At 54.5% G+C, this 25690-nt stretch carries 23 protein-coding genes; 9 read left to right on the top strand and 14 right to left on the bottom strand.

Annotation, left to right across the window (positions count from 1 at the left end):
- Nucleotides 1–188: 188 nt before the first annotated feature.
- Both J1782_RS02375 and J1782_RS02370 read right to left on the bottom strand, forming a co-directional pair.
- The gene (locus J1782_RS02375) at nucleotides 189–2132 is read right to left on the bottom strand and encodes an exoribonuclease II (protein ID WP_217152301.1); all 1944 of its coding nucleotides are present in this window, start codon (nucleotides 2130–2132) and stop codon (nucleotides 189–191) included.
- A gap of 147 nt (nucleotides 2133–2279) precedes the next feature.
- On the bottom strand, nucleotides 2280–4586 hold the full coding sequence (locus J1782_RS02370; RefSeq protein WP_165057589.1) for an FdhF/YdeP family oxidoreductase: 2307 nt from the start codon (nucleotides 4584–4586) through the stop codon (nucleotides 2280–2282).
- A gap of 459 nt (nucleotides 4587–5045) precedes the next feature.
- On the opposite strand from J1782_RS02370, the gene J1782_RS02365 reads away from it, so the two are divergent.
- On the top strand, nucleotides 5046–6215 hold the full coding sequence (locus tag J1782_RS02365; RefSeq protein ID WP_152326259.1) for a serine hydrolase: 1170 nt from the start codon (nucleotides 5046–5048) through the stop codon (nucleotides 6213–6215).
- Nucleotides 6216–6287: 72 nt separating this feature from the next.
- Here the strand turns inward: J1782_RS02365 and J1782_RS02360 are convergent, their stop codons facing one another.
- The 4 genes from J1782_RS02360 to J1782_RS02345 form a co-directional block, all read right to left on the bottom strand.
- Complete coding sequence (locus J1782_RS02360) at nucleotides 6288–7142, bottom strand: pirin family protein (protein ID WP_217152300.1); 855 nt, start codon at nucleotides 7140–7142, stop codon at nucleotides 6288–6290.
- A 155-nt stretch (nucleotides 7143–7297) separates the two neighbouring features.
- Nucleotides 7298–7525, bottom strand: coding sequence for a hypothetical protein (locus tag J1782_RS02355; protein WP_015697366.1), 228 nt, complete (start codon nucleotides 7523–7525; stop codon nucleotides 7298–7300).
- Between the two features lie 208 nt (nucleotides 7526–7733).
- On the bottom strand, nucleotides 7734–8672 hold the full coding sequence (locus J1782_RS02350) for an ABC transporter substrate-binding protein (RefSeq protein ID WP_152326257.1): 939 nt from the start codon (nucleotides 8670–8672) through the stop codon (nucleotides 7734–7736).
- 9 nt (nucleotides 8673–8681) lie between these two features.
- Entirely contained in the window at nucleotides 8682–9779 is a 1098-nt protein-coding gene (locus J1782_RS02345) for an LLM class flavin-dependent oxidoreductase (RefSeq protein WP_152326256.1), read from the bottom strand.
- Between the two features lie 168 nt (nucleotides 9780–9947).
- On the opposite strand from J1782_RS02345, the gene J1782_RS02340 reads away from it, so the two are divergent.
- The gene (locus tag J1782_RS02340) at nucleotides 9948–10292 is read left to right on the top strand and encodes a hypothetical protein (RefSeq protein WP_217152299.1); all 345 of its coding nucleotides are present in this window, start codon (nucleotides 9948–9950) and stop codon (nucleotides 10290–10292) included.
- A 292-nt stretch (nucleotides 10293–10584) separates the two neighbouring features.
- Here the strand turns inward: J1782_RS02340 and J1782_RS02335 are convergent, their stop codons facing one another.
- On the bottom strand, nucleotides 10585–11508 hold the full coding sequence (locus tag J1782_RS02335; protein WP_152326255.1) for a LysR family transcriptional regulator: 924 nt from the start codon (nucleotides 11506–11508) through the stop codon (nucleotides 10585–10587).
- A 195-nt stretch (nucleotides 11509–11703) separates the two neighbouring features.
- Here J1782_RS02335 and J1782_RS02330 point away from each other — a divergent pair, with 195 nt between their 5' ends.
- Both J1782_RS02330 and J1782_RS02325 read left to right on the top strand, forming a co-directional pair.
- Nucleotides 11704–12309, top strand: coding sequence for a cysteine dioxygenase (locus J1782_RS02330; RefSeq protein WP_152326254.1), 606 nt, complete (start codon nucleotides 11704–11706; stop codon nucleotides 12307–12309).
- Nucleotides 12302–13918, top strand: coding sequence for a rhodanese-like domain-containing protein (locus J1782_RS02325; RefSeq protein ID WP_217152298.1), 1617 nt, complete (start codon nucleotides 12302–12304; stop codon nucleotides 13916–13918). Before J1782_RS02330 ends, J1782_RS02325 begins: the two co-directional genes overlap by 8 nt.
- Before the next feature lie 64 nt (nucleotides 13919–13982).
- Here the strand turns inward: J1782_RS02325 and J1782_RS02320 are convergent, their stop codons facing one another.
- The gene (locus J1782_RS02320; RefSeq protein WP_095922033.1) at nucleotides 13983–14249 is read right to left on the bottom strand and encodes a DUF3811 domain-containing protein; all 267 of its coding nucleotides are present in this window, start codon (nucleotides 14247–14249) and stop codon (nucleotides 13983–13985) included.
- 174 nt (nucleotides 14250–14423) lie between these two features.
- On the opposite strand from J1782_RS02320, the gene J1782_RS02315 reads away from it, so the two are divergent.
- Nucleotides 14424–15542: an ABC transporter substrate-binding protein gene (locus J1782_RS02315; protein ID WP_217152297.1), complete on the top strand. Its 1119-nt coding sequence runs from the start codon at nucleotides 14424–14426 to the stop codon at nucleotides 15540–15542.
- A gap of 119 nt (nucleotides 15543–15661) precedes the next feature.
- Here J1782_RS02315 and J1782_RS02310 read toward each other — a convergent pair whose 3' ends face one another.
- Nucleotides 15662–16033 carry a protein YebF gene (locus tag J1782_RS02310; RefSeq protein WP_104922019.1) on the bottom strand — a complete coding sequence of 124 codons (372 nt, stop codon included), beginning with the start codon at nucleotides 16031–16033 and terminating at the stop codon, nucleotides 15662–15664.
- A gap of 215 nt (nucleotides 16034–16248) precedes the next feature.
- Between J1782_RS02310 and J1782_RS02305 the strand changes: the two genes are divergently transcribed.
- Both J1782_RS02305 and J1782_RS02300 read left to right on the top strand, forming a co-directional pair.
- Complete coding sequence (locus J1782_RS02305; RefSeq protein WP_217152296.1) at nucleotides 16249–17124, top strand: NAD(P)-dependent oxidoreductase; 876 nt, start codon at nucleotides 16249–16251, stop codon at nucleotides 17122–17124.
- 159 nt (nucleotides 17125–17283) lie between these two features.
- Complete coding sequence (locus tag J1782_RS02300) at nucleotides 17284–18297, top strand: isopenicillin N synthase family oxygenase (protein ID WP_217152295.1); 1014 nt, start codon at nucleotides 17284–17286, stop codon at nucleotides 18295–18297.
- A 1-nt stretch (nucleotide 18298) separates the two neighbouring features.
- Here J1782_RS02300 and J1782_RS02295 read toward each other — a convergent pair whose 3' ends face one another.
- The 5 genes from J1782_RS02295 to J1782_RS02275 all read right to left on the bottom strand — a co-directional run bounded on the left by J1782_RS02295 (nucleotide 18299) and on the right by J1782_RS02275 (nucleotide 24083).
- The gene (locus J1782_RS02295; RefSeq protein WP_152326249.1) at nucleotides 18299–19348 is read right to left on the bottom strand and encodes an HlyD family secretion protein; all 1050 of its coding nucleotides are present in this window, start codon (nucleotides 19346–19348) and stop codon (nucleotides 18299–18301) included.
- 48 nt (nucleotides 19349–19396) lie between these two features.
- Entirely contained in the window at nucleotides 19397–21145 is a 1749-nt protein-coding gene (locus tag J1782_RS02290; protein WP_217152294.1) for an MFS transporter, read from the bottom strand.
- A 186-nt stretch (nucleotides 21146–21331) separates the two neighbouring features.
- On the bottom strand, nucleotides 21332–21790 hold the full coding sequence (locus tag J1782_RS02285) for a MarR family winged helix-turn-helix transcriptional regulator (protein ID WP_152326247.1): 459 nt from the start codon (nucleotides 21788–21790) through the stop codon (nucleotides 21332–21334).
- Nucleotides 21791–22015: 225 nt separating this feature from the next.
- Nucleotides 22016–23026, bottom strand: coding sequence for a type I glyceraldehyde-3-phosphate dehydrogenase (gene gap / locus J1782_RS02280; RefSeq protein ID WP_152326246.1), 1011 nt, complete (start codon nucleotides 23024–23026; stop codon nucleotides 22016–22018).
- A gap of 79 nt (nucleotides 23027–23105) precedes the next feature.
- Nucleotides 23106–24083: a GlxA family transcriptional regulator gene (locus J1782_RS02275; protein WP_217152293.1), complete on the bottom strand. Its 978-nt coding sequence runs from the start codon at nucleotides 24081–24083 to the stop codon at nucleotides 23106–23108.
- A gap of 199 nt (nucleotides 24084–24282) precedes the next feature.
- On the opposite strand from J1782_RS02275, the gene J1782_RS02270 reads away from it, so the two are divergent.
- Both J1782_RS02270 and J1782_RS02265 read left to right on the top strand, forming a co-directional pair.
- Nucleotides 24283–24888: a transglycosylase SLT domain-containing protein gene (locus J1782_RS02270; RefSeq protein WP_152326244.1), complete on the top strand. Its 606-nt coding sequence runs from the start codon at nucleotides 24283–24285 to the stop codon at nucleotides 24886–24888.
- Nucleotides 24889–25014: 126 nt separating this feature from the next.
- On the top strand, nucleotides 25015–25377 hold the full coding sequence (locus tag J1782_RS02265; RefSeq protein WP_165057564.1) for a cupin domain-containing protein: 363 nt from the start codon (nucleotides 25015–25017) through the stop codon (nucleotides 25375–25377).
- Nucleotides 25378–25690: the final 313 nt, after the last annotated feature.

Below are 25690 nucleotides of genomic sequence, written 5' to 3'. Positions count from 1 at the left end.
GGGGGGTCTTGGGGGGTGGCGGCGATAGGCCGCCCCCCAAGTCGGTGTGGGCCGATGCCCACGGTGTTGAACTTTGGCCAGTTTGAGTGGCAACCCAAGATTTTGTCATCACTGCAAGTGAAAAATATTCTGAGGGAATAAAAAAACCGGTACTGAGACCGGTTTTTTCCGTCCGCTAAAAGCGAAACCTAGACGGCAGGCTTAGCAATCACATTGCGATTTTCCATGCGAACTTCCGCAATGTTTACGTCAATGATGTCACTCTGACGATAGGCGACTTCGCCTTTAATTAGCACGGTGCCGGTATCTGCACTGCATACCAGCTCGTCGCGTACGCTGTGCAGGAACGGAGCAGGGATGAACGCCACCGCGCCGATGTCTTGCAGGCGCACCCGCAGACCACCGCGGGTCACATCAATGATTTCAGCGCAGAATTTCACATCAGTACCGACTTTATCTTCCAGATAGCGCGCATACAGCCAGTCACCGACGTCGCGTTCGGCCATGCGGTTCGCCCGGCGGCGTTCGGCCAGCTGAACGGTCATGTCGTCCTGAGGTTTCTCAGCAGACTGTTGCAGGATCATCGCTTTCAGAAGACGGTGGTTCACCATGTCGCCGTATTTACGGATTGGTGATGTCCAGGTCGCGTAAGCTTCCAGTCCCAGGCCGTAATGCGGCCCCGGCGTGGTGCTGATTTCTGCGAAAGTCTGGAAACGACGGATGCGGCTGTCGAGGAACTGCGTTGGCAGCGCATCGAGTTTACGGCGCAGGGCGCAGAAACCGGGCAGCGTCAGCAGTTCTTCAGCATTGGCTTCAAGGTCATTGGCGGCAAGCACGGTAACCGCATTTTCAACCAGCAGCGGATCAAAACCGGTGTGCACGTTGTAAACGCCAAAACCGAGGCTGTCGCGCAGGGCGATAGCGGCACAGACGTTGGCGGCAATCATGGATTCTTCAACGATGCGGTTAGCGATACGGCGGTGCTCAGCGACGATTTCAAGTACGTTGCCTTTTTCACCCAGTACGAAGCGGTAATCAGGACGATCTTTAAACACCAGCGCGTGTTCGGTGCGCCATGCACTGCGCACGTCACAGACGCGTTTCAGCAGACGGATTTGATCAGCAATCACATCGCTGGCCGGTTGCCATGCGCTTTTCTCATTGGCTTCCAGCCAGTCGGACACATCGTCATAGGCCAGTTTGGCTTTTGATTCGATGGTGGCGGCGAAGAAACGAATATCACTGCCCAGTGCGCCATCGGTGCCCAGCGTAACAGAACACGCAAGAACAGGGCGGCTCACATCTGGCCACAGGGAGCAGATATCATCAGACAATTCACGCGGCAGCATCGGGATGTTAAAGCCCGGCAGGTAGTTAGTGAATGCGCGTTTTTTAGCAATATTGTCGAGTTCGCTGCCCTCACTGACGTAAGCCGTCGGGTCTGCAATCGCAATGGTCATCAGCAGGGTGCCGTCGCCGTTGTCTTTCACATACAGCGCGTCATCCATGTCTTGTGTACTGCCGCTGTCGATGGTCACAAATGGCAGGGCGGTCAGATCTTCGCGGGTCAGGCCTTCATCGCGCAGTTGTGCGATATCAGATTTTGGCGCTTCGCGTTCGAGATTATGACGGGCCAGCGTGACCCACCACGGCGCGAGATCATCAGTGCCGGTGGTGATCCATTCAGTGATTTCAGCCTGGAAGCTGTGATCGCCTTCTTTCAGCGGGTGGCGGCGCATTTCGGCCACACACCAGTCGCCGTCACTGACTTCGTGATTGATGTTGCGCGCAACGCGACACTGGATCGCATCACGTAATAAAGGATGGTCGGGGATGATAGAAAGACGGTCGTCTTTTTTCGTCACGCGGCCCACAAAACGGCTGAGGAAAGGTTCAACCAGTGTTTCCGGCTGGACGACTTCACGCTCTTTTTCGGTTTGCAGCGAGGCGATTACGCGGTCACCGTGCATGACTTTTTTCATGTACGGAGGCGGAATGAAATAGCTTTTTTGACCGTCTACTTCAAGAAAGCCAAAGCCTTTCTCAGTCCCTTTCACGATGCCTTCGACACGTGGAGTCTGAGAGTGAAGTTGCTGTTTTAGCTGCGCGAGCAGCGGGTTATCTTGAAACATATCGTCCAGAGAATTAGGGTTAATGTGGCTCGATTAGCGGCAGACAGTTTTACGCGATTCAGCCCCTGCGGGCAAGCGGCATCTGCCCCTTTTGCCTCATAACCCTGAAGCAAAAGGGGAGATTTACGGCGCATCCCGCAGAACGGGTTATGCGATACGTTGCAGGTCGACTTTTTGTTCGCAGCGACGGATTGTCACCGGAACGGCTTTAGAAGTTGGCGTGTGTGTCTGGTCACCAAAACTGGACATCGGGACCAGCGGATTGGTTTCCGGATAATAGGCGGCCAGATTGCCGCGCGGAATGTCGTAGCTGACCAGTTTAAACCCGGTCACCTTGCGCTCAATACCGTCGTTCCACAGCGTTTCGATTTCCACCAGTTCGCCGTCTTTCAGGCCCAGATCGGCCAGATCCTGCGGGTGAATGAACAGCACTTCGCGCTGGCCGTACACGCCACGATAACGGTCATCAAGGCCGTAAATGGTGGTGTTGTACTGGTCGTGAGAGCGCAAAGTTTGCAACGTAAACGGTGCATTCTGGTCACCCATTGGGATCAGCACATCGGGCAAAGGCGCGGCGCTGAAATTGGCTTTGCCGCTCAGGGTATTGAAGTTCAGCTCGGCAGCCGCATTCCCCAGATAGAAACCGCCTTTGATATCACAGCGCGCGTTGAAATCCTTGAATCCTGGGATTGTCGCTTCGATATGGTCGCGGATCAGGTTGTAATCGTCGGCCAGCGCCATCCAGTCCAGGTATTTGTCGCCCAGCACGGCGTTGGCGATACCGCAGACAATTGCGGTTTCTGAACGCTGCTCTTTCGACAACGGAATCCCCACGCCTTCGGACGCATGCACCATGCTGAAAGAATCTTCCACGGTGATGAACTGCGAACCGGTCGCCTGCATATCCAGCTCAGTACGCCCCAGCGTTGGCAGGATCAGCGCTTCAGCGCCCGGCGTCAGGTGCGTGCGGTTCAGCTTGGTGCTGATTTGCACGGACAAATCCAGATTGCTCAGTGCCTGTTCGGTACGCGGCGTATCCGGCGCCGCTGCGGCCAGATTACCGCCGAGGCAAATCAGCACTTTGGCTTCATGACGCAGCATAGCTTCCAGCGCTTCAACGGTATTGTGGCCGGGAACGCGCGGTGGAGTGAATTTGAAATGGCTTTCCATGGCATCGAGCAGGGCTTTCGGCGCTTTCTCATCGATCCCCATTGTGCGGTTGCCCTGCACATTACTGTGACCACGCACCGGACACAAACCGGCACCCGGTTTACCCAGCTGACCGAACAGCAGTTGCAGGTTAGTGATTTCACGCACGGTCGGAACGGAATGTTTATGCTGCGTCACCCCCATCGCCCAGGTACAAATCACGCGTTCAGCATTCATATAAATCGCCGCGGCTTCGCGCAGGTCTTGCTCACTCAGGCCGGACTGTTCAGTGATTTTGTCCCAGCTGGTGTCATCGACGATAGCCAGATACTCGTCCACACCGGCGCAGTTTGCCGCAATAAATTCTTCATCAAACAGGGAAGGCTGGCCGGACGCAATGCGCTCGCGATGCGTCTGCAATAACGCTTTCACGATACCGCGCACGGCAGCCATGTCTCCGCCAAGATTCGGCTGGTAATAAGCAGAACTGATGCGACCGGCTTTCGGTGTGACCACTTCCAGCGGTTTTTGCGGATCGGCAAAACGTTCCAGACCCCGTTCACGCAGGGTATTGAAGCTGACGACTTTTGCGCCGCGGTCAGACGCATGACGCAGGCTGTGCAGCATACGCGGGTGGTTAGTGCCGGGGTTCTGGCCGAAAACGAAAATCGCATCCGCTTTTTCGAAATCATCCAGACGGATGGTGCCTTTACCGACGCCGATACTTTGTTTCAGACCCACGCCGCTGGCTTCGTGACACATATTCGAGCAGTCAGGGAAATTGTTGGTGCCGAACATACGGCCAAAGACCTGATAAAGATAAGAAGCTTCGTTACTGGCGCGGCCGGAGGTGTAGAAATCTGCCTGATCCGGGCTTTCAAGGCCTTTAAGATGGCTGGCGATCAGCGAAAATGCGGCGTCCCAGCTGATCGGTTCGTAATGGTCGGTGGTGCGGTTATAGCGCATCGGGTGGGTCAGGCGGCCCTGATATTCGAGGAAGTAATCGCTCTGCGCGCGCAGTTTGGTCACGCTGTGCTGGGCAAAAAATTCCGGCTCAACCGCTTTGCGGGTGGCTTCCCAGCTGACGGCTTTTGCGCCGTTTTCACAGAAACTGAACGTACTGTGGTTATCATCACCCCAGGCACAACCCGGGCAGTCAAATCCGCGACCTTTGTTAACACGCATCAGGTTGCGCAGATTGGAAAGGACTTTTTTACTGTCGAAGACGAAACGGGTAGTGGATTCCAGTGCACCCCAGCCACCGGCCGCGCCGTGGTAGGGTTTGATCTCAGTTTTAAATTTCATAGTTATGCTTCGCAGGTGGTTTTTGTCTGGTCTGTAAACAATCAGAACGGTGAATTGTTAATCCGATTGTTAATTTTATGTCACAAGTTTAGGAGGGAGATGGAGCGGCGTCTAATCGAATGCCATGATGGTGTGATTAGATCTGTCTATTGCCCAAAAATCTGCACGAATAACGGATTTTGACCGGCAGAATGCGACGCGCGTTGTGATTATCACACGGAGTTAAAACAGCGGGTTGCGATAAGAAAGGGTGATGACGGCACCATGTGAGGTTTTTGGTCAAATTAAGATCAAGATGTAACAGAACCGTTTCACTATGAAATGGTTAGCAAAAGACTAAGGGTTTTTCTGAGCGACGATTTAGGGCACCCTATGCGGCAAATAATATTCCGTATTTTTTTATCTGCTGGCAGGTTTGCATTTTGCGCCTGCCGGTAAGGCGCGTTTAAGGATGATTCAGTGAAACGTAGTGTAATTAGTGTCCTCTCTTGTGTGTTGATGTTCTCCGCAGGCAGCGTTAAAGCTGTCGCTCCACTGGATTTCCCGGTTGTGCCACCGAGTATCGATGCCGCGTCCTTCGTGCTGATGGATTACGCCAGCGGTGATGTGCTGGCCGCCGGGAACCCGGACGACCGCCGCAACCCGGCAAGCCTGACCAAACTGATGACTGGTTATGTTATCGACCGCGCGCTGGACCACAAAAAAATCACCATGGACGACGTGGTGACCGTTCCTCAGGAAGCCTGGGTGGCCGGTAACAAAAGCCTCGAAGGTTCTTCGCTGATGTTCCTTAAACCGGGCGACCGCGTTTCCGTGCGTGATCTTATCCGCGGCATCATCATTACTTCCGGCAACGACGCGTGTGTGGCGATGGCGGATTACGTGGCCGGAAGCCAGGATTCCTTCGTCGGCATGATGAACCAGTACGTGGTCAGCATGGGCCTGACCAACACGCATTTCGAAACCGTACACGGTCTGGATGCGCCGGGGCAGTTCACTACCTCCTACGATCTGGCAAAGCTTTCCCGTGCGATTATCGGCGGCGAGCCAGAGGAATACCGTATGTATGCTGAGAAATCGCTGACGTACGACAATATCACCCAGCAGAACCGCAACGGCCTGTTGTGGGATAAAAACCTGCAAGTCGATGGCCTGAAAACCGGTCACACCGAAAGCGCCGGTTTCAACATTATCGCGTCCGCCACGCAGGGCGACCGTCGTCTGATTGCCGTCGTTATGGGCGGGAAAAGTGCAAAAGGGCGTGAAGAACAGGCACGTAAACTGCTGACCTGGGGCTTCCGTGAATACACCAGCAAGCAGATTTTCAAGGCGAATCAGACCGTTTCCAGCGAGCACGTCTGGTTCGGTGCGAATCCTCAGGTGAAAGTCGGTTCCCTGAGCGATGTGTTCATCAGCGTTCCGCAGTCTGACGCCGACAAACTGAAAGCGCAGTACGTGCTGACCAATCCGCAGATTGACGCGCCGCTGAAAAAAGGCCAGGAACTGGGCAGCATTAATATCGTGGATAACGGTAAAGTCATCAAAACCGTGCCGCTGGTGGCGCTGGAAGACGTGGCGCAGGGCGGGATCATCAGCCGTGCCATTGACTACGTGAAACTGAAAATCTAAGTTCTGCTCCTTCCCCTCTCACGAGGGGAAGGTTGAGATGGGGGTGGGTTTACCCCTTGCTAATAAAATTCCTCATAGCTTCACATCAAACTTTCCGGCCTGATAATCCAGAATGGCCTGATTAATTTCCTGCACCGTATTCATTACAAACGGGCCGTGAGAAACCACCGGTTCATTGATTTTATCGGCGTGCCCGAACAGGAATGTGGCGTCATCGGTTGCGGTGATCGTCACGAGGTCATCGCTGTTATCCATTTCAATCAGATGCCAGGCCTGCGCCAGAATATCATCAATTTTCAGCCGTCCTTTCACCGTATACAGGAAGACCTGTCGTGCCGCTGGCGCATGCAATGTCACTTCGCTACCCGCGCTCATCTGAACGGTCATCAGGGTGACATCGGTCAGTGATTTTATCGGGCCGGTTACGCCTGCAACGCTGCCGGAAATCAGGCTGATTTCGCCGTGTCCTCTGCTCAGCGGAATTTGCGGGATGTCTTGTGCCTGTAAACCGACATAACCCGGCGGCGTCATTTTCAGCTGTGACGGCAAATTCACCCAAAGTTGCAAGATTTCCAGTTCACCGCCGTGGCGTTTGAACGCTTCCGGTGACAGTTCAGAGTGAATCAGACCCGAACCGGCTGTCATCCACTGCACGCCGCCGGTGCCGATAATACTTTCATGGCCACCGGTATCGCTGTGCGCCAGTTCGCCGCGCAGGATAAACGTGACCGTTTCAAATCCGCGATGCGGATGCGGGCCGAACGGTAAACCAAGATTATCCGGTGCATAAACCTGCGGTCCGTGATGATTGAGAAACAGGAAAGGGTCGAGCTGCTCGAGTTCCGGCCCCGGAACCGGACGGCGGGTTTGCAGATCGCGGATATCATCACGATAGGCTTTGTATTGCTTAACAATTTTTCGGGTCATGGCGAGGTTTCCGTTAAAACACTGGATAATAACGAAGACTAGCGGGTTCAGCGGAGGTTGTCACAGCTGATTGTTAACAAGGTGTAATTTGCGCTGAAACGGGACACAAAACGCAGGCGGCTGGCTCACAACCGCCCGGAAACGCAGTCCTGGTGTCAGAAAACTTTCGACGAGAAATCCGTTTTCACTTCGCTTTCGATGTAGGTGTTCAGCCCCCAACCGGCGCGGGCGAGCTCTTTCATTTTTTCGAGATGTTCCGGCCCGGGATGGCGGATATCGTAGAGATAAACGTGATTGTTTTTGAAGCGGACTTTGATCGAGTTGGCATCAATCTGGAAGCTGACAACCTGTGAATCACCACTTTTGTTCGCGTAATTTTCCATGCTGCATCCTGTTAGCTGAGCCTGATGACGGGCGACGTCTTCTATTAACCACGTCTGAATTTTCCGTACAGGGCGGCAGTTCACAGTTTGCGAAACAGAGGGAAAACACGGCTTATCAGTGTGTTATAGCGCACAAAGAGAGAAGGCAAAAATGCAAACACCGGCACGAAGCCGGTGTTTATGAAGGTGCGGTAGAAACCGCGTGACGCTATTTCAGCAGGAAAGAATGGTCAAAGGTGCCGGTGACATTCAGCGCGACCGGCAACAGACCCTGTGCATGATAGAAATCGGCAGTCTGCTGTTGCTGCGTTTCCGTGTCAGCGTCGATGGGTTGCCAGTAGGATTTACGGCGTTCAAACGACAGCTTCGCCGCGTCCAGCGGGAAGCCAATAATCTTCGCCAGCTTTTCGCTGTAGGCATCCAGATTTTTATACGCCCAGATCTGCGCGTCGCTCAGCCGTTGCAGGTAATCCGCAATCGCCTGACGTTTACCCTGATCTTTAAGCGCCGTGTCAGTCGCTGCAAGGAAGCTGTTCCCCGACCACAAACCGCGCCCGTTCACCAGCACACGCAGATGATCCTGCGTTTCAGCAAATGCGGTGTAGGGTTCCCACGTCGCCCACACATCTACGGAACCCTGCGTCAGCGCCAGTTTCGCATCGCTCGGCGGGAGAAAACGGAACGTGACATCTTTGGCGCTCAGCCCGGCGGAGGCCAGCGCTTTCAGCGCCACGAAATGCCCGATAGAGCCGCGGTTGGTGGCGATGCTTTTGCCTTTCAAATCCGCCGCCGATTTAATCGGGCTGTCGGCTTTCACCAGCAACGCGGTGCCGTAAGCGTCAGATTTGTCGACGGCGATCGCTTTCACCTGCGCGCCCGCCGCTTCGGCAAACAGCAGCGGCGCATCGCCAATAATGCCGACATCCACGGCCTGGGCATTCAGGGCTTCCGCCAGCGGGGCGGCGGCGGGAAATTCTGACCATTCAATTTTGTAGGGCAGATTGTCCAGTTTATTCGCCGCTTCCAGCTGTGCCCGCATATTCCCTTTCTGGTCGGCAACGCGCAGGGTGATTTGTTCGGCGCTGGCAGCAAACGTGCCACTGATAAGCGTTGCCAGCAGCAGGAGACTTTTCACATTCACTCGCATCAAGGTTCCTTATACCAGCGTGGTTGCGTCGGTTTTATTGTGTGCCTGCCGTGCAGCGATTTTCTGCTTTGTCAGCGGGATCAGGCTTTTGCCGTATTCAACGGCATCATTAAGCGGATCAAAACCGCGGATCAGGAACGTGGTGATCCCCAGATCGTAATATTTCAGCAGCGCATCGGAAACCTGTTCCGGTGTGCCGACCAGTGCGGTCGAGTTAGAACCGCCGCCAATCAGCCCGGCGATACCGGTCCACAGGCAGGAATCCAGACGGTCGCCTTGTGCCACGGCTTTCAGTAAACGCTGCGCACCCACGCTTTGCGGTTTGGGTGCCAGCGCCGTCCCTTTTTCCGCCTGCTGCGCGGTGGCTTTCGTCAGAATTTCATCCGCCTTTGCCCAGGCTTCTTCTTCGGTATTGCCCAGAATCGGGCGGAAAGAAATGCTGAAATCAATCTCACGCTGATGTCTGGCCGCAGAGGCTTTCACCGCCTCAACAGTTTCCCTTGCGCTGTCCAGCGGTTCGCCCCACAGCGCAAAAACATCGGCCTGTTTACCGGCTACGCGGATGGCGTCGTCAGACGAACCACCGAAAAAGACCGGTAAGCGGTTTTGGAAAGGTTTGATGGCGGAGAAGGCGTTTTCCGCCTGATAAAACTCGCCCTGGTGGTTGTAGCCTTTTTCCGAATACCAGCTCTGTTTCAGCACATCGATGTATTCGTCGGTGCGGCGGTAGCGGGAATCTTTCGGCTCGAAATCGCCGTCACGTTTTTGCTCAGCATCGCTGCCGCCGCTGATGATGTGTACCGCCAGACGGCCATCGAGCAGATGATCGAGCGTCGCCAGTTTACGGGCAGCCAGCGTCGGTGCGACAAAACCGGGACGATGCGCCAGCAGGAAATGAATGCGCGAAGTGCTGGCACCGGCATGGGCGGTCACCAGAAATGCGTCGGGTTGGTCAGAAGCGTATGCCACCAGAATGCGGTCAAAACCGGCGTTTTCATGGGCACGGGCGAAATCCGCGATGTATTGCTTATCAAAAATCGGGCCGGTCGGCGGGATGATTTCAGATGCCAGACGATGGCCGATCATACCAATAAATTGCACGCTCACGGGCTGTCACTCCTCGGGTCAGAGGCCAGCGGGATGGTGGCTGCGCTGGCAGGAGTTATCACCATAAACGGGATGCTACTATGTTAAAAATTAATTATATGGATAAGCTAATATAAAAAATGTGCATTGTATGGGGCTGGGCTTTAGCTGTGGGCATGAGTCAAGACCGTGGGTTCGCCGCCCAAACTGGCAAAACCTTGGGTTGCCACCCAAACCGGCAAAACCTTGGGTTGCCACCCAAACCGGCAAAACCTTGGGTTGCCACCCAAACTGGCCTCAGGCCAAAATCAAGACCTTGGGCTCGCCGCCCAAACTGGCCCAAAGGGCGCGTTAACGCGCGCGCCCTCTGGACACCCGCGCTTTTTAACTGCGCGCTACCGCTCGCTGGCTATTTTCCAGCGGCTCCGGCTAGTGCCGCAAACGCCGCCGCTGCGCGGTACTCTCATTTCGGATTCGAACCTGCTCGAAAAAAAACTCTCGCTGTTTCTCATCACTCATTCGACGTCGTTTTGAAAGCGGCCAGAGACTTTTTAGTTCGTAACCTTACTGCTGATTGTTATTTAAAAAATACCGCTAAATTTGGATAAGCCTCCGGCCGCTTTCAGAAAACTTGCCGAACGAAGTGTTTCGAGACTAATGGCTCGAAACCGAGTGAGGGAACCGCATAGCGGCAACTTTTCGCGGCAATAACAATAGTTGCTGAAACATAGCCAGCGAGCGGTAGCGCGCAGTGAAAGAGCCCAGGGTTCTTAGGGGTGGCGGCGATAAGCCACCCCTGAGGCCGGTTTGGGTGGCAACCCAAGGTTTAGAATTTGGAATTAAGGCCCGTTTGGGCGGCAATCCCAAGATCCAGCCCCTCTGCCACGGCCGCCGCAAACGCATCAATCGCCGGAACCTGACTCGCCGGGACATTCGGATACACCAGCCATAGCTGGCTTCGCGGGGCGAAATCTTTCAGGGCGTAAATTTCAAGCTCATCGCGCAGCGGATGGCGTTCGACCAGCGGTTTAGGCATCAGGCCGAGCCCGCGACCTTCTGCGATCAGCGATAACTGGAGCGTGGTACCAAAGGCTTCGAGATTGATGAGCAGCGGCAAACCCTGCTCAGTCAGTGCGCGTTGCAGGGCGGCGCGAAAACCGCAGCCTTCGGGATTGAGGATCCAGCCGCGCTGATAACAATCTTCCAGCCGCTGCGGCAGGGTGCCGGTGGTTTTCGGGCCGACAACCACCAGGTCAACCGCGCCGAGTGGCTGGTTTTCCACGCCCTCGGGGAATTGCTTGCTGGCCGGAAACAGCACCACGGCAGCTTCCAGTTCCTGACGCTGAATGCGTAACAACAATTCTTCTCCCCAGCCGCTGGAGAGGCGCGGCTGAATATCCGGGAACTGCGCGGAGAGACTCTTCAGCGCGGGCAGCAGACTGCCTTCGCTCAGGCTTTGTGGCACGGCGAGGCGTAAAAGACCGGAAGGCGGGCTGTCGGCGGCGACCAGATCGCTGAGCGCATCCACTTCACGCAGAATATGACGGCACTGCTGATAAACGCGGTTGCCCATCAGCGTCGGTTTCAGGGGTTTGGTCTGGCGGTTAAGCAGCGGAATACCCAGCGACTCTTCGAAATTCTGCACCCGGCGGGTAATTGCCGGCTGCGTCAGCCCCAGCTCATCAGCTGCAAGTCGCGTTGACTGCAACCGGATAACCGCCACAAAAGCGGTCAAATCTTCAATTTTCATCGGGACTCAGTATCAGAAAGTAAACGTTGTGCGTCTCCACAGGATAAAACAATTCCACCGGTGACGCTGGATCCCACCGCACATTTTTATGTGTGAATTGCATATTAGCTTATCCATAAAATGCATTTTGCTTGAGTTTGACCGGTGTTAGCCTGAGTGAAATCAGGATCGCTTATAGATGAAAGAGGTGAAGGTATGGTGGCTTTACAGGTGGCACCGCTGCGGCAGTTTCTGGCGGATTTTACCCGGCTGGTGCAGGAGCCTCACGGGCAGACCGAAATACTGGCGCAGGGCAGTGCGTTGCTGGAAAAGCTCGTCAGCACTGACGGCTGGCTGCCGGAGGATACCGCGCAGCCGCACGCTGAGCATTATCAGCAATACCTGTTGTATGCCGATCCGCTTTCACGTTTTTCCGTTGTCAGTTTTGTCTGGGGACCGGGGCAGAAAACGCCGGTGCACGATCACCGCGTCTGGGGGCTGATTGGCATGCTGCGCGGCGGGGAAACCAGCCAGAACTATGTCCGCCACAGCGACGGCAGTTTGCATCCTGAAGGCGCTGCCGTGACGTTACAGCCAGGCAATGTGGAAAAAATCGCGCCGGATTTGCTCGATATTCATCAGGTCAGCAACCTGTATGACGACCGGGTTTCAGTCAGTATTCACGTCTACGGCGGCAATATCGGTGCGGTGTCGCGGGCGGTTTATCTGCCGGACGGCACCGAGAAAGCCTTCATCTCCGGTTATTCCAATTCGTACATTCCCAATATCTGGGATCTGTCAAAAGAGAACACTCATGTCTGAATCTCATCCGTTACCTCTGCGTCATTTTTCACAACTGCATCAGGCCCTGCGTGACGGGCAGGAAGTGGCTCTGGTTGATCTGCGTGAAGAAGGGGCGTTTGCCACCGGGCATCCGCTCTTTGCCGCCAATCTGGCGCTGTCCAAACTGGAACTGGAAGTACCGGATCGCATTCCTAACCGGCAGACCGCCATCACGCTCTACGATAACGGCGAGTTTTATGACGAACGCCGCGGGGAACGTAAAACCACGCGCGCGGCGGCGTTGCTGAAATCGCTGGGTTACCGGGATATCGCAGTACTGGCGGGGGACCTGGCAGGCTGGAAAGAAGCGGGCGGTGAGATTTTTACTGATGTGAATGTGCCGAGTAAGGCGTTTGGTGAATGGGTTGAACATCATTATAAAACTCCGTCTCTGACGGCTAATGAAGTTCAGGCGTTACAGGAAAAGGGCGCGAATGTGGCTGTGCTGGATGTGCGCCGGTTCGATGAGTTTCAGGCGATGAGTATTCCCGGTGGCGTGAGCGTGCCGGGCGGAGAACTGGCGCTGCGTTTACGCGACGTGGTGCCTGATAAAAAAACGCAAATCATCATCAACTGCGCCGGTCGTACCCGCAGCATTATCGGTACGCAATCGCTGATCAATGCCGGATTCACGCAGCCGGTTGCGGCATTGCGTAACGGCACCATTGGCTGGACGCTGGCGGGACAAACGCTGGCGCATCAGGAACACGCCCATTATCCGGCGCTGAGCGAAGATTCCCGCCGCATTGCCCTGAAAGGCGCGCAGGCGCTGGCAATTCGTGCGGGCGTGCGCTCGGTGACATTGTCACAAATTCATGAATGGCAGCAGGATCCGCAGCGGACGTTGTATTTGTTTGATGTCCGCACAGCGGAAGAGTACCGTGCCGGTCATCTCACCGGCGCGCGGCATGTTCCGGGCGGTCAGCTGGTTCAGGAAACCGATCATTATGCAACAGTGCGCGGCGCGCGCGTCGTTCTGGCCGACAGCGACGGCGTGCGCGCCCGGATGGCGGCTTCCTGGCTGGCGCAGATGAACTGGGAAGTGTACGTCGCGGAATTCAAAGAAGAAGATTTCGCAGAACAGGGCGACTGGAAAGCACAGGTTGCACCTGCGCCTGCTGTGGAATCCGTCACGCCGGAACAGCTGCAACACTGGCTGGCAGAAGGCAGTACGGGCGTGGTTGATCTCACCACCAGCGCGAACTTCCGTAATCGCCGAATTCCCGGCGCAGTCTGGACGACGCGGGGCAATATTCCACAGGTCATTGCCGCACAGCCGGAGAAAACGCGCTGGGTTGTGACCTGCACAAGCGGTTTGCTGGCGCGTTACGCTGTCACGGAAGTCGCGACGCTGACCGGTAAAGAGACGTATTTGCTGGAAAAGGGCACGGTCGGCTGGATTAACGCCGGAGAATCACTCGAGCGCGGCGAGTCGGTATATCTGGAGAACGCGCAAGATCGTTATCAGCGTCCGTATGAAGGCACGGCGGTGAGCGCGCAGGCGATGCAGGATTATCTGGACTGGGAATACGGTCTGGTGGCGCAGCTGGAAAAAGACGGGAGTCACGGTTTTCAGTTGTTGAAGTAAAAGCGGTTAACGCGATGTTCTGAGCTGACCCTCTGCGTAATACACGAAGAGGGTCAGTTTGTTTTTAACGACGGCCGCGCGGATGGGTGCGGGCAGTCCAGTCATAGGTCGCTGAGGTGCTTGGAACCGCTTTATTGCGGCGTTTTTCAGCACGCGCACGCGCGGCCACTTTCTCTTTCTCTTCCATCAGCTTGTCGATGTAGTCATCTTTAATCCGGTTGTTTTCCGAATTAGTCAACTCACGGCCCTGAGCTTTGCGGGCTTTGTCGAGCAACGTTTTCAGCTCGCGTTGTTCGCTTTCCGTCATATCTTGTTGTGTCAGTCTTTTCATCATTACTGCGTCCTGTGAGGAAAGTGGCTACCAGTGTAGTCGAATTACGGGCAGGCGTCGCTGCAAACTGGCGCGTGCGCGTTACCAAACCCTGTAGTAGTGGGCAATCATCACATTGCGACAAATAACGATAATCATTATCATCTCAGCCTTTGTGACGGGTTTTGAGGTGTTATGCGTAAGTTCACACAGTCTCTGCTGGTTTCCTGCCTGTTATTATCCGGCCTGGCGCAGGCCAGAACCGTGACCGATATTTCTAACCGGACGGTCACTGTGCCGGATAATCCGCAGCGGATCGTGGTGGGCGAAAGCCGTATGTTGTATACGCTGGCGCTGGTGCAGGACGGAAACCCCGCGCAGCACGTGATTGGCTGGCCGGGCGACATGGCGCAGCTCGATGCGCAAAGCTGGGCGATGTACGTAAAAGCTTTTCCGGAAATCGCCACCATCCCGCTGCTCGGGCAAAACAACTATACGCAGCTGAATGCGGAGAAGGTGATTGCGCTGAAACCCGATCTGGTGATTTTGCCGGTGTATGCGAAGAAACAAACCGACCGCGATCAGATGGAAATCACGCTGACTAATGCGGGGATCCCGGTGATCTACGTCGATCTGCGCGTGGATCAACTGCATAACACGATCCCCAGCGTAAAGTTGCTGGGCGACGTGCTGAATCATCCGCAGAAAGCGGCGCGCTTTATCGCTTTTTATCAGCAGCATATGGATCGCGTTCGTGAACGCATTGCGGCGTATCAGGGCAAAAGACAGACTGTGATGCTGCAATTGCATCTGGGTCGCCGTGAAGGATGCTGCACCACGGTTTCTCACGGCAATCTTGCCGATCTGCTGGCGTTTGCCGGCGGGGATAACATCGCCAAAGGTGCTTTTGGTAGCGTATACGGAGATCTGAACGCAGAGAAAGTGATTATGGCCAACCCGGATGTGTATATCACCACGGGCATGGCGGGACCGGAAGGAAAAAGAGTGTCCAACCTGATGCTGGGGCCACAGGTCACGCAACAGGAAGCGGAGCAAAGTTTCCGGCAGATTATGGATAAGCAGCCGGTGCTATCGACGCTGAAAGCCGTGCGCGAAGGGCGGGCGTACAGCGTCTGGCATAATTTCTATCTCAGCCCGTATCACATGGTCGCCGTCGAAGTGTTTGCCAAAACTTTGTATCCGCAGCTGTTTAAAGATGTCGACCCGCAGGAAACCATGAAAGAACTGTATACGCAGTTTCTGCCGGTTCCGTTCAGCGGCACCTACTGGAGTCAGTTGCCACCGGCGAAATAATTCTTCCACACCATCCGTTGGGCAGGCAATAAAAAACCGGCACAATCGCGTGCCGGTTTTTGTTTATCGGGCCAATGCTGTAATCAGAAATCCGCCGTTGCAGGGGAGGTAAACCGGCATTACTCGACGGTGGAATATTTCACGTAATGGTTTGAGCAGTTGAAGTGCGCCACATAACCCAGCGTGCCGTTCGGCCCTTTGGCGCTGAAAGGAATGTGGTAAGTGCCTTTGTCTTCTTTGACGTCATCGCTGATGAAATTCAACACCGGCACGGAGGTGCCCATATTGTCTTTATCGTTGCCCCAGTTGGGAATGCGGTTTTGCATGTAATCGCGGGTCACAGTGTCGATGGCGTTATCTTTGGTGATGGTGCTGCATGCGCCTTCAGTCGTGCGCTGCATCCACCACGGATACACATAGACCGAGCCCAACATCAGCACCATCAGGGCAAAAATGACGGAAATGATCCCGATTAAAACGACTTTACTCATAGTGCTGCGACTCCTGAAAATTCTCAGTCAAATCAGAGTTGCCGGGGCATTAGGGGTCAGCCCGGGCACGAAAGCGCGTATGTTACGCCACTTCGCCGGAAGAGGTTAAGTATTATAAGCCCTTCTGTTGCATCTGGTTACAGAAGCCGGTTCCGCCGCAGGGTCTGCGATGATAGCCTTTTGAATACATTTAACGTTTGCACAAGGAGTAAGACATGAGTCAGCAACCTGTAGTCGCGGTGCTCGGTTTGGGGGCGATGGGACATGCATTTGCCACCAATCTGATTAAAAAAGGTTTCACCACCCGCGTGTGGAACCGGACAGCATCGCGTGGTGACGATCTGGTGAAGGCGGGCGCGCAACGCGGCCTGACACCGCGTGAAACCGCAGAAGGTGCCGATGTGGTGATTACCATGTTATCGGACGGCAAAACGTCTCTCGAAGTTTATCAGGGCGATAACGGGCTTCTGGCCGGGCTGAAGCAGGGGGGGATTATCGCGCAAATGGGAACGCTGGGCGTCGATGCCACTGAATCGCTGATTGCGCTCATCAAAGAACAGCGTCCGGACGTGCTGTTCTTTGATGCGCCGGTTTCGGGTACCAAAGCGCCCGCCGAACAGGCGCAAATTGTGGTGCTGGCCAGCGGTGATCGTGAGGCGGGCGCAGCTGTTGAAACGGTGTTTGCCGCCATTTCGAAAGCCACTAAATGGCTGGGTGAAGCCGGTCGCGCGTCTAAAATGAAACTGGTGGTTAACGCGTGGCTGATTGCCATGATGGAAGGCATCGCCGAAAGTACCCAACTGGCCGAAGAACTGGGCTTTACGCCGGATGACCTGTGGGGCGTGCTCGACGGCGGTCCGCTGGCGGCGCCTTACATCAAAGGCAAAATGGCGATGTTCAAAAGCGGCGATTACACCCCGCAGATGCAGCTGACCTGGGCGCTGAAAGATATCAATCTGGCGATTGAAGCGGGCAGTAAGCTCGAGTTGCCTGTAATGAAACGCATCAGTGAAACCTGGCAGGCCGCCGTGGATGGCGGTTATGGCGATCAGGATCTGGCGGTGGTTTACCGTTATCTCGGTTCCCGCTGACCGGCGCAGCCCACGGACGGGCGCGTTATAACCGGTTAATATCCCGCGTAGTTTTTTCATAACCCCGAAGCATAAACCAGATTATCTGGCTATTGGTCGGCCGCTCCGGCGCTGTGATAGCGTTGACGATTATCACCCATAATCACGGCGGAGTCAGCAATGAGCCAGACATCAACAACTATCCCTTCAGTCGATTTCAGTCAGTTTTCTGGTACGCCAGAAGAGCGTGAATCGTTTTTGTCGCAGCTGCGTTACGCCGCCCGCGAAATCGGGTTCTTCTATCTGAGAAATCATGGTGTAGATGCCACGTTGCTTCACGACGTGCAGCGCGTGGCGCGGGAATTCTTTGCCTTGCCGGAAGAAGATAAGCTGGCCGTCGCCATGATCAATTCTCCGCATTTTCGCGGCTATAACCGCGCTGCGTCAGAGATTACTCGCGGTCAGCCGGACTGGCGCGAACAGTTTGACCTCGGTGCCGAACGGCCAAAACTATCCGTAAGTGCAGAAACGCCTGCGTGGGCGAGATTGCAGGGGCCGAATCAGTGGCCGGAAGCGTTGCCTGAGTTGCGCCCGCTGCTGCTGCGCTGGCAGAGGGAAATGACGGCGATGTCGCTGCGTTTATTGCGGGCTTTTGCGCTGGCGCTGAAACTGCCGGAAGACGCCTTTGATCCTTTGTATGGCGAAAAACCCAATGAGCACATCAAGCTGATCCGTTATCCGGGCCGGGCGGCCGGCGCGGGAAATCAGGGCGTCGGTGCGCATAAAGATTCGGGTTTCCTGAGCTTTTTATTGCAGGATGAACAGCGTGGTTTGCAGGTTGAAGTTGAGGAAAATGAATGGGTCGATGCGCTGCCGGTGGCGGATACGCTGGTGGTGAATATCGGCGAACTGCTGGAGCTGGCCACCAACGGTTACTTGCGTGCGACGGTTCACCGCGTGGTGTCTCCGCCTGCTGAAGGCGAACGGCTGTCGCTGGCCTTTTTCCTCGGTGCGCAGCTGGACGCCGTAGTGCCGCTCTTTCCATTGCCGCCTGAACTGGCAAAAGAAGCTCGCGGCGATGCCAGCGATCCGCTCAATCCGCTGTTCCGCGACGTGGGATTCAACTATCTGAAAGGGCGGCTGCGCTCTCATCCGGACGTTGCGCAGCGCTACTACTCAGATATTGTCGGCTGATTCAGATTTTGGGTGCCTTTGAGGTATCAACACTGACGACCGTGGACATTCCCGGTCGCAGCTGGTCACTCTGCGCCTGATCCGGTTCCAGCTCAATGCGTACGGCGATACGCTGAGAAATCTTGGTGAAATTCCCGGTCGCATTATCGGCTTTCAGTACGCTGAATTCCGAACCGGCGGCCGGAGAAATCCGCACCACGTGGCCTGTAAACGGATGATCGTTCAGCGCATCCACCGTGAAAGACGCGGGCGCACCGACAGCCATTCCCGCCAGCTGGCGCTCTTTAAAATTGGCCGTCACCCAGACTTGTTTTGGCGTGACCGACGTGAGTTGCGTTCCGGCACTGACGTATTGCCCCATGCGGGCGCTGATTTCGCCGAGCTGCCCGTCGGACGGCGCGACAATCTGCGTGTGCTGTAAATTGATTTGTGCCACTTCAACTTTCGCCTGCGCGGCTTTTAATGCCGCGGCCAGCGACGCTTTATTGGCTTCCACCAGCGCGAGACTCTGGCGTGCGATATTTACGGATGCGCGCGCTTTTGCCACGTTGGCCTCCGCCGTCAGTAACGCCGCCTGAAGTTCATCTCCGGTGGTTTTTGACACCAATCCTTTTTGCAGCAATGGCCCGTTGCGACGGGTATCGATTGACGCCTTGCTTTGTGTTGCCTGCGCGCTTTGCAATTCCGCTTCTGCAAGTTGCAGGCTGGCAGCACCGGACGCCCGGTTCTGTTCGAAGTTTTGCAGCGTCACCTGCGCCTGTGCCGCCGCGGCTTCGGCCTGTAACAGCTCCTGCCGGTAAGTGCTGTCATCAATCTCAAACAACACATCGCCTTTTTTCACCGGCATAAAATCCTGCACTTTCACCCCGGTGATGTAACCCGAAACCTGCGGGCTGAGCAGGGTAACGTTCCCCCGGATATACGCGTTATCGGTCGATTCCACCCTGGAGTTAAATGGAAACAGCTGCCAGCTGTACAACACAATCATCACGCCAATAATGCCTAAGCAAAGCACTACAATAATGGATGGATAACGAAAGATATTTTTCATCACTTTGTCCGTATACCTCGTTTTAGTTCGTCAACAGGATCTGTTTATTCAGGCAACCGCTTCGGAGGCTGCGCGTTTTTTTGTCTGGATCCTTCCGGCAATAATGTGTCCGCCGAGCACGACGATACAGCCCAGCGACATATAAAAAACCACTCTAAAAACATCGTTGTAGGCCAGCAGTCCCGCCTGCTGGGTGATCTTCGTGCTCAGCTGCGCCAGACCTTCGGCGCTCAGCTGTGTGCCATCCGTCAGAACCGGTTTCAGCAGGTGGCTGTATTGGGAAATCCGTTCGACCACCAGCGGATTCTGCAAACTGATATGTTCAACCAGAACGGCGGAATGATACTTCTCGCGCAATATCTGAAGGGTGCCCAGGAAAGCGCCGCCGACCTGTGCGCCGACGTTCTGCGTCGACAGAAACACCAGCACGAAACTGATGATCTGGCTTTGCCCGAACTGCAACGCGCGGATAAAACCCAGCCATAAGGACGTCGGCAGAAAGATGGCACCGGCAAACGCAATCATGCCCTGTGTCAGGTAAAACTGTTCCGCGCGGGTGTCCGCAGTGGAATTGGCGTCCATCAGCGAGGCCACGGCAATCAGGGCAATGGAGAACAGATGGATGTAAACGATACGGTTCGCTTTATGAATAATGCTGACGACCACCAGCCCGGCAACGGTGGCGGCCAGAATCACGCAAAACAGCGTTACCAGCTGGTCATTCACCAGGCCGACCAGATTCAGAAAGCCAACCATGCCGGTGGTTTGCTCGGAAAGCAGCATACGGATAAACAGCATCGAACCGGTGAACAGCAGCATTTCAGGCGTCATCAGCCAGCGCAAATCGATTATCGGATTCTTACGTTTGAGTTCGACCATAAAAGACAGGGTCAGCGCAATAATCCCGACCACCAGCACTTCGCCTATCCAGTCTTTCTCCTGCCACCAGTAATAACGGCCCATCGTCAGCACCACGGACATACAGGCGACGGCGGTGGCGATCAGCGGATAGCTGATCCAGTCGATGCGTTCGAATACCTTCACGCGGGGCGGATGCGTCAGCGGCAGGATCCAGATAATTGCCAGACAAATCAGGGAAAGACCGGATTCCAGCATCGTCAGCTGGTGCCAGTGACCGAGATCGAGAAGATGCGGCGAAATAATGCGTGAAACCGGCAGGGCAATCTGGCTGCCCGCCAGCCCGAAACACAGCCCGGCGGTCAGTTTTTTAGCGGGCGGGAAAATCTCGAACATATAAAACAACGCCAGCGGGCCGAGAGAGGCCATCGCAAAACCCATGACGGCGCGAACGGCCAGCGCGGTCTGAAAATCATGGGTAAAGGTTTGTGCCAGAGACGCCACGGCAAAAAACAGCAGCCCGTATTCGCCGAAACGCCGGAAGCCAAACTGGGTACGGATTTTATAAAGCAGGATCGTGCCGGTGACGCTGGTCGCGGTATAGGCTGCCACCAGCCAGTAACTTTCGACGTTGGAAATGCCCAGCGAGCCCTGAATACCCGTCAGGTTAGAGCTGACCAGGTTAATCCCCAGCCCCTGCGTCAGGCCAATAATCAGCGAGGCCAGCGCATAAACTGCAATCCGGCCACGCGGATAGTGCCAGAGGAAGGTGCTGACCCGGACGGCAAAAGGGTGATGCTGTGACGGAGGCACCGAGGCTGGCTGCGGTTTCGGTAATCCTTCAGGCTGTGGTGCGGAGAGTTCTTTTTCTGGTGATGCATCCCGTGTTGTTAATTCACCGGCGTCCTGCCGGACATCTGAATCAGAACGCGTCGTCATCGTTATGCCTTGTAAGTCGTTACCCAACTAGTTTGTAGCTTGCTACATAATGTAATAAGGCGTTTCAGATGTGTCTAGTCCAATTATTCATATTGGTGATATTTACAAACGCAAATAACGAATAACAAATCAGTAACGCAAGTGATTAATGCAGAGGAAGGGGAAAACGGGAAGGGGAAAACGCCACTAAAGCGCGGCGATATTGGCGGTGATGCTGGCGAGAACGTCGCGGGCGACATCAATATCTTTATCCGGAATGCCTTCCATTACGCGGATCAAAATGTCATCGGTCATGCTGCGAACCTGATTCGCCAGTTCAATTCCGGCGTCGGTCAGCTTAATGTCTTTCGAACGACGGTCGGAATCTCCGGGGCAGCGTTCCAGCAAACCCAGCTCGGCAAGGCTGTCAAACAGGCGGATGGCAGTCGGATGCTCAACTTCCAGCAGGGCGGTCAGCTCTCCCTGAGGCAGGCGACCCTGAGCGGCTTCGAGGTGCAACAGCACCTGCCCGCGGGCGAGCGTCAGCCCAATGGTTTTGAAACGGGCATCACAGTAAGTGCGCAACTGACGGCCGATATGAATGGTTTCCGGGAGGAAACGGAGCCTGGGAATGGATGCTTCCGGGCGGCGGCGTAAAGTGGTCAAAGGTTCCTCACTGTCGGGCGTAAGCAGGTTTTCAGTGGCGTAAGATTAGCACGATCAGCAACATTTACCATTAATGGAGCCGCAGGAATAACGCATTTCATTCAAAGTAGAGATACTTAGTTACAACATACAATTTATTATTCAACACAAAGCGTCTGTCTGAAACAACTGCAAAAACACCGCCTTACGGCGGTGTCTCATTAATGTCTGTCAGGAAAAAGGAGGCTATAAACCTCTTTTTTCCATCAGCAGCGCCAGATCAACCAGACGGTTTGAGAAGCCCCATTCGTTATCGTACCAGGCCAGAATTTTCACCAGCTTGCCGCCGATAACCAGCGTGGAAAGCCCGTCAACAATCGAAGAACGCGGGTCACCGCGATAATCACTGGAAACCAGCGGTTCTTCACTGTAGCCCAGAATATCTTTCAGCGGGCCAGACTCCGAAGCTTTACGGAATGCCGCATTGATTTCTTCGACCGTGGCTTCACGTTTCAGGTTGACGGTCAGGTCAACAATCGACACAACAGGAACCGGTACGCGCAGGGAATAACCCGTCATTTTGCCATCCAGTTCAGGAATGACTTTACCGATAGCTTTGGCTGCACCACTGGAATACGGAACAATCGACACCGCCGCCGCACGCGCACCGCGTAAATCTTTCTCAGGCTGATCGTGCAACGCCTGACTATTGGTATACGCATGCGTAGTGTTCATCAGGCCATGCTCAATCCCGAAGGTTGAATGCAGAACCTGCGCCGCCGGTGCCAGACCGTTAGTGGTGCAGCTGCCGTTACTGACCACTTTGTGTTTGGCAGGATCATAATCGCCGTCATTTACGCCCATCACGATAGTGATGTCGTCATTTTTGGCCGGTGCGGAAATAATGACGCGTTTGGCGCCGCCCTTGGTGATATGCAATTCGGCTTTGTCTTTTTCAGTGAAGAAACCGGTCGCCTCGATAACGATATCAACACCGACGCTGCTCCACGGAATCGCTGCCGGATCTCTTTCGGAGAAGACGCGGATAGCTCTGCCATCGAGCAACAGTTGCCCTTCGCCAGCTTCGACTTTGGCATTTAAGGTGCCGGAGAGGGAATCATATTTCAGAAGATGCGCGAGGGTTTTACTGTCGGTGAGATCGTTGATGGCGACGACCTGGAAGTCATTACGACCCAGTGCGGCGCGTAAAACATTTCGACCAATCCTGCCGAACCCGTTGATACCAACTTTGACCATGATGAAACTCCTTTATTATCAGACCTGCATGTAATGTAGACCGAAGGAGATTTGGCGTAAATGACAATAAAAGAGCTATTTACGCCAACATGCGTGAGCAGAAGCGTTCCCGGTATTCCGTCGGGGTCAGGTGTAAATTCCTTTCAAAAACACGCCGCAAATTCAGGCCACTGCCGAAACCGGTGACCAGTGCGATTTGCTCGACGCCTTGCGTGGTTTGTTCAAGCCGCTGCCTGGCTGCATTAAGGCGAACTTCTTCAACATATTTGGCCGGAGTGATCCCGGTTTCGCGGGTGAAAACCCGGGTAAAATTACGCGGGCTCATGGCGGCGCGTTCAGCCAGAGCTTCGACGGATAAATCACCGGTGAGATTTTCAGGTAACCAGAGCTGAAGCTCACGGATAGGGCCTTCGCTGGCCTGATTCAAAAGATAGCGGCTAAACTGCGCCTGTCCACCAGGCCTGCGCAGAAACATCACTAAATCCTGTGCAACGTCTCTGGCCAGATTAAAACCCTGATCGTCTTCCACCAGCGCGAGCGTGAGGTCAAAGCCTGAACTGACACCGCCGGAAGTCCAGACAGGACCATCCTGCACATAGATGGGCCCACGTTCGACGGTGATCTGCGGGAATTCGGCCTGCAACGTGTCCAGTAATCGCCAGTGAGTCGTGGCGTGACGTCCATCCAGCAGCCCGGCCTTCGCCAGTAACATGGCTCCGCCACAAATGGAGACAACACGCCGGGCATGGGGTGCAGCGCGTTTTACCCAGTCAACGACGTTCGAGCCTTCTTCTTCGGTCAGCCCTTTGCCGGTGATCAGTATGGTGTCGCGGGGAAGTTCAGGGTCGAGGTCGCAAAGCCGGTGATCCGCCAGCAAATTCAGGCCGGAAACGCCGTGAACCACGCGGTGAGGTTGCGTGGTGGCGACCGTGACCTGGTAAGGCGAATTTGTTCCGCCAGCAGGCATCAGACGATTCGCCTGCATAAGGATGTCGGCGATACCGGCCGCTTCGAATAACATACCCCCGTCAGGGACGATAATCAGAAAAGTTTTCATGGCATTAAAAATACAATCTGTATTAAATAAGTCAATAAGGCATTCAGGTTAAGCCTGTGAAGATGAAAACGGCAGGGGGTTTGCATTGCGCATTTTTGGCACACGTAAAATGTGAAAAAACTCAATTAAACCATGATACTCAGCGGCGTTAAGGGTATCTTGTCAGCGTCCAAAATGACGCATTCAACCGTGAGATTTCATGAATTCATTACTCAAACAGCCGTCACGGATCAGCCTGCTGATTATGCTGATGATTCTGGCGGGTTGCTCAGGCAAAACGCATTATAAAAAATACGATACCCACGCTTATGACGATGAAATTGAAGATGCGGCGGATAATTACAAAGTCGACCGGAAACTGATTAAAGCAATCATTCAGGTTGAGTCCAGTTACAATCCGGACGCCGTCAGCCCGTCGAATGCCATTGGGCTGATGCAACTTAAAGCCTCGACCAGCGGCTGTGATGCATACCGGTACAAAGGTAAACGTGGTTGCCCGAGCGACAGACAATTGCATGACCCGGAAACCAACATTGATTTGGGCGCGGCATATCTGAGCGGATTACAGCATCAGCAATTAAACTGGATTAACGATCCGCTGACGCGTCGCTATGCTACAGAAGTCGCTTACGCCAACGGTGCCGGTGCTTTATTGCGGACATTTTCCGCAAACCGCCAGACGGCAATCCAGATGATCAATCAGCTGACGCCGGAAGCGTTTAACTGGCATGTTCGTCAGTATCATCCGGCGCCGCAGGCACCACGATACATGGCGAAGGTTGAGAAGGTTTATGCCGGGTTATAGCAGAAACCGGCAGAAATGAAGAATGCGCTACGTGAATTCTGCAGCATTATGGTACTGCTATAAATTCAGAATTCACGTAGCGATGTCAGTTTACATTGGCTGAAATCCGCCGAAAGGAGAGTTCGCATGCTGTCCAATTTATTCGCCGGTTTACCGGTTACTGCCAGTGCGCAGGAACACGAAACCTTCGACGCGCTGTTAAACATGCCGGGCTTACGTATCGAGAGAATTGTTTCGACCGGCCAGGCAAGTCCGCCGGATTTCTGGTATTGCCAGACACAAAGCGAGTGGGTCACGGTTCTGCAAGGTTCAGCGGGTCTGCGAATGGAAAACGAAACACAGACGCGGGTAATGCACGCCGGTGACTGCATCAACATTCCGGCGTTATGCAAACACCGTGTGGAGTGGACAGCCGCAAATGAAATCACAATCTGGCTGGCCGTGCATTATGGTGATATTGAAGATCAAAGCGCAGATGAAGAGTCATGAAAAAAGAACAAAATGGCAGGAGAGACGGTGGATTGATGGCGGGTGCGTTAATGGTATTCTTATTTAACATAATATACATTATACGTACTTTGATTGTAGTAGCTAAATTGAAATGTCCGGATCTGGCTATTTTCAAATGTCCGTTTTATTGTCGTGGTTCCAGGTGTTTTATCCGCTGAGGACACGACTGATGACGGCACACGGTTCGGAGTTTTTCACGATGAATGAAGTTAACCGCCTCAAGATTTTGCAGGATGTCATTGATAACAGGCTGACCACTCGTCTGGCCGCGCTGCGACTTAATATCACGGAC

It is taken from the genome of Rahnella sp. BCC 1045, from assembly GCF_019049615.1.
GTDB classification, from domain to species: Bacteria; Pseudomonadota; Gammaproteobacteria; order Enterobacterales; family Enterobacteriaceae; genus Rahnella; species Rahnella contaminans.
The sequence above is the reverse complement of the archived record's forward strand: the minus strand, read 5'-3'. Positions and strand labels throughout refer to the sequence as shown.

Bases quoted from the DNA above. Each gene is read 5' to 3' on its own strand.
- J1782_RS02375 (WP_217152301.1), bottom strand. From the start codon at position 2,132: ATGTTTCAAGATAACCCGCTGCTCGCGCAGCTAAAACAGCAACTTCAC.
- J1782_RS02370 (WP_165057589.1), bottom strand. From the start codon at position 4,586: ATGAAATTTAAAACTGAGATCAAACCCTACCACGGCGCGGCCGGTGGC.
- J1782_RS02360 (WP_217152300.1), bottom strand. From the start codon at position 7,142: ATGACCCGAAAAATTGTTAAGCAATACAAAGCCTATCGTGATGATATC.
- J1782_RS02355 (WP_015697366.1), bottom strand. From the start codon at position 7,525: ATGGAAAATTACGCGAACAAAAGTGGTGATTCACAGGTTGTCAGCTTC.
- J1782_RS02350 (WP_152326257.1), bottom strand. From the start codon at position 8,672: ATGCGAGTGAATGTGAAAAGTCTCCTGCTGCTGGCAACGCTTATCAGT.
- J1782_RS02335 (WP_152326255.1), bottom strand. From the start codon at position 11,508: ATGAAAATTGAAGATTTGACCGCTTTTGTGGCGGTTATCCGGTTGCAG.
- J1782_RS02330 (WP_152326254.1), top strand. From the start codon at position 11,704: ATGGTGGCTTTACAGGTGGCACCGCTGCGGCAGTTTCTGGCGGATTTT.
- J1782_RS02325 (WP_217152298.1), top strand. From the start codon at position 12,302: ATGTCTGAATCTCATCCGTTACCTCTGCGTCATTTTTCACAACTGCAT.
- J1782_RS02320 (WP_095922033.1), bottom strand. From the start codon at position 14,249: ATGAAAAGACTGACACAACAAGATATGACGGAAAGCGAACAACGCGAG.
- J1782_RS02315 (WP_217152297.1), top strand. From the start codon at position 14,424: ATGCGTAAGTTCACACAGTCTCTGCTGGTTTCCTGCCTGTTATTATCC.
- J1782_RS02310 (WP_104922019.1), bottom strand. From the start codon at position 16,033: ATGAGTAAAGTCGTTTTAATCGGGATCATTTCCGTCATTTTTGCCCTG.
- J1782_RS02305 (WP_217152296.1), top strand. From the start codon at position 16,249: ATGAGTCAGCAACCTGTAGTCGCGGTGCTCGGTTTGGGGGCGATGGGA.
- J1782_RS02300 (WP_217152295.1), top strand. From the start codon at position 17,284: ATGAGCCAGACATCAACAACTATCCCTTCAGTCGATTTCAGTCAGTTT.
- J1782_RS02295 (WP_152326249.1), bottom strand. From the start codon at position 19,348: ATGAAAAATATCTTTCGTTATCCATCCATTATTGTAGTGCTTTGCTTA.
- J1782_RS02290 (WP_217152294.1), bottom strand. From the start codon at position 21,145: ATGACGACGCGTTCTGATTCAGATGTCCGGCAGGACGCCGGTGAATTA.
- gap (WP_152326246.1), bottom strand. From the start codon at position 23,026: ATGGTCAAAGTTGGTATCAACGGGTTCGGCAGGATTGGTCGAAATGTT.
- J1782_RS02275 (WP_217152293.1), bottom strand. From the start codon at position 24,083: ATGAAAACTTTTCTGATTATCGTCCCTGACGGGGGTATGTTATTCGAA.
- J1782_RS02270 (WP_152326244.1), top strand. From the start codon at position 24,283: ATGAATTCATTACTCAAACAGCCGTCACGGATCAGCCTGCTGATTATG.
- J1782_RS02265 (WP_165057564.1), top strand. From the start codon at position 25,015: ATGCTGTCCAATTTATTCGCCGGTTTACCGGTTACTGCCAGTGCGCAG.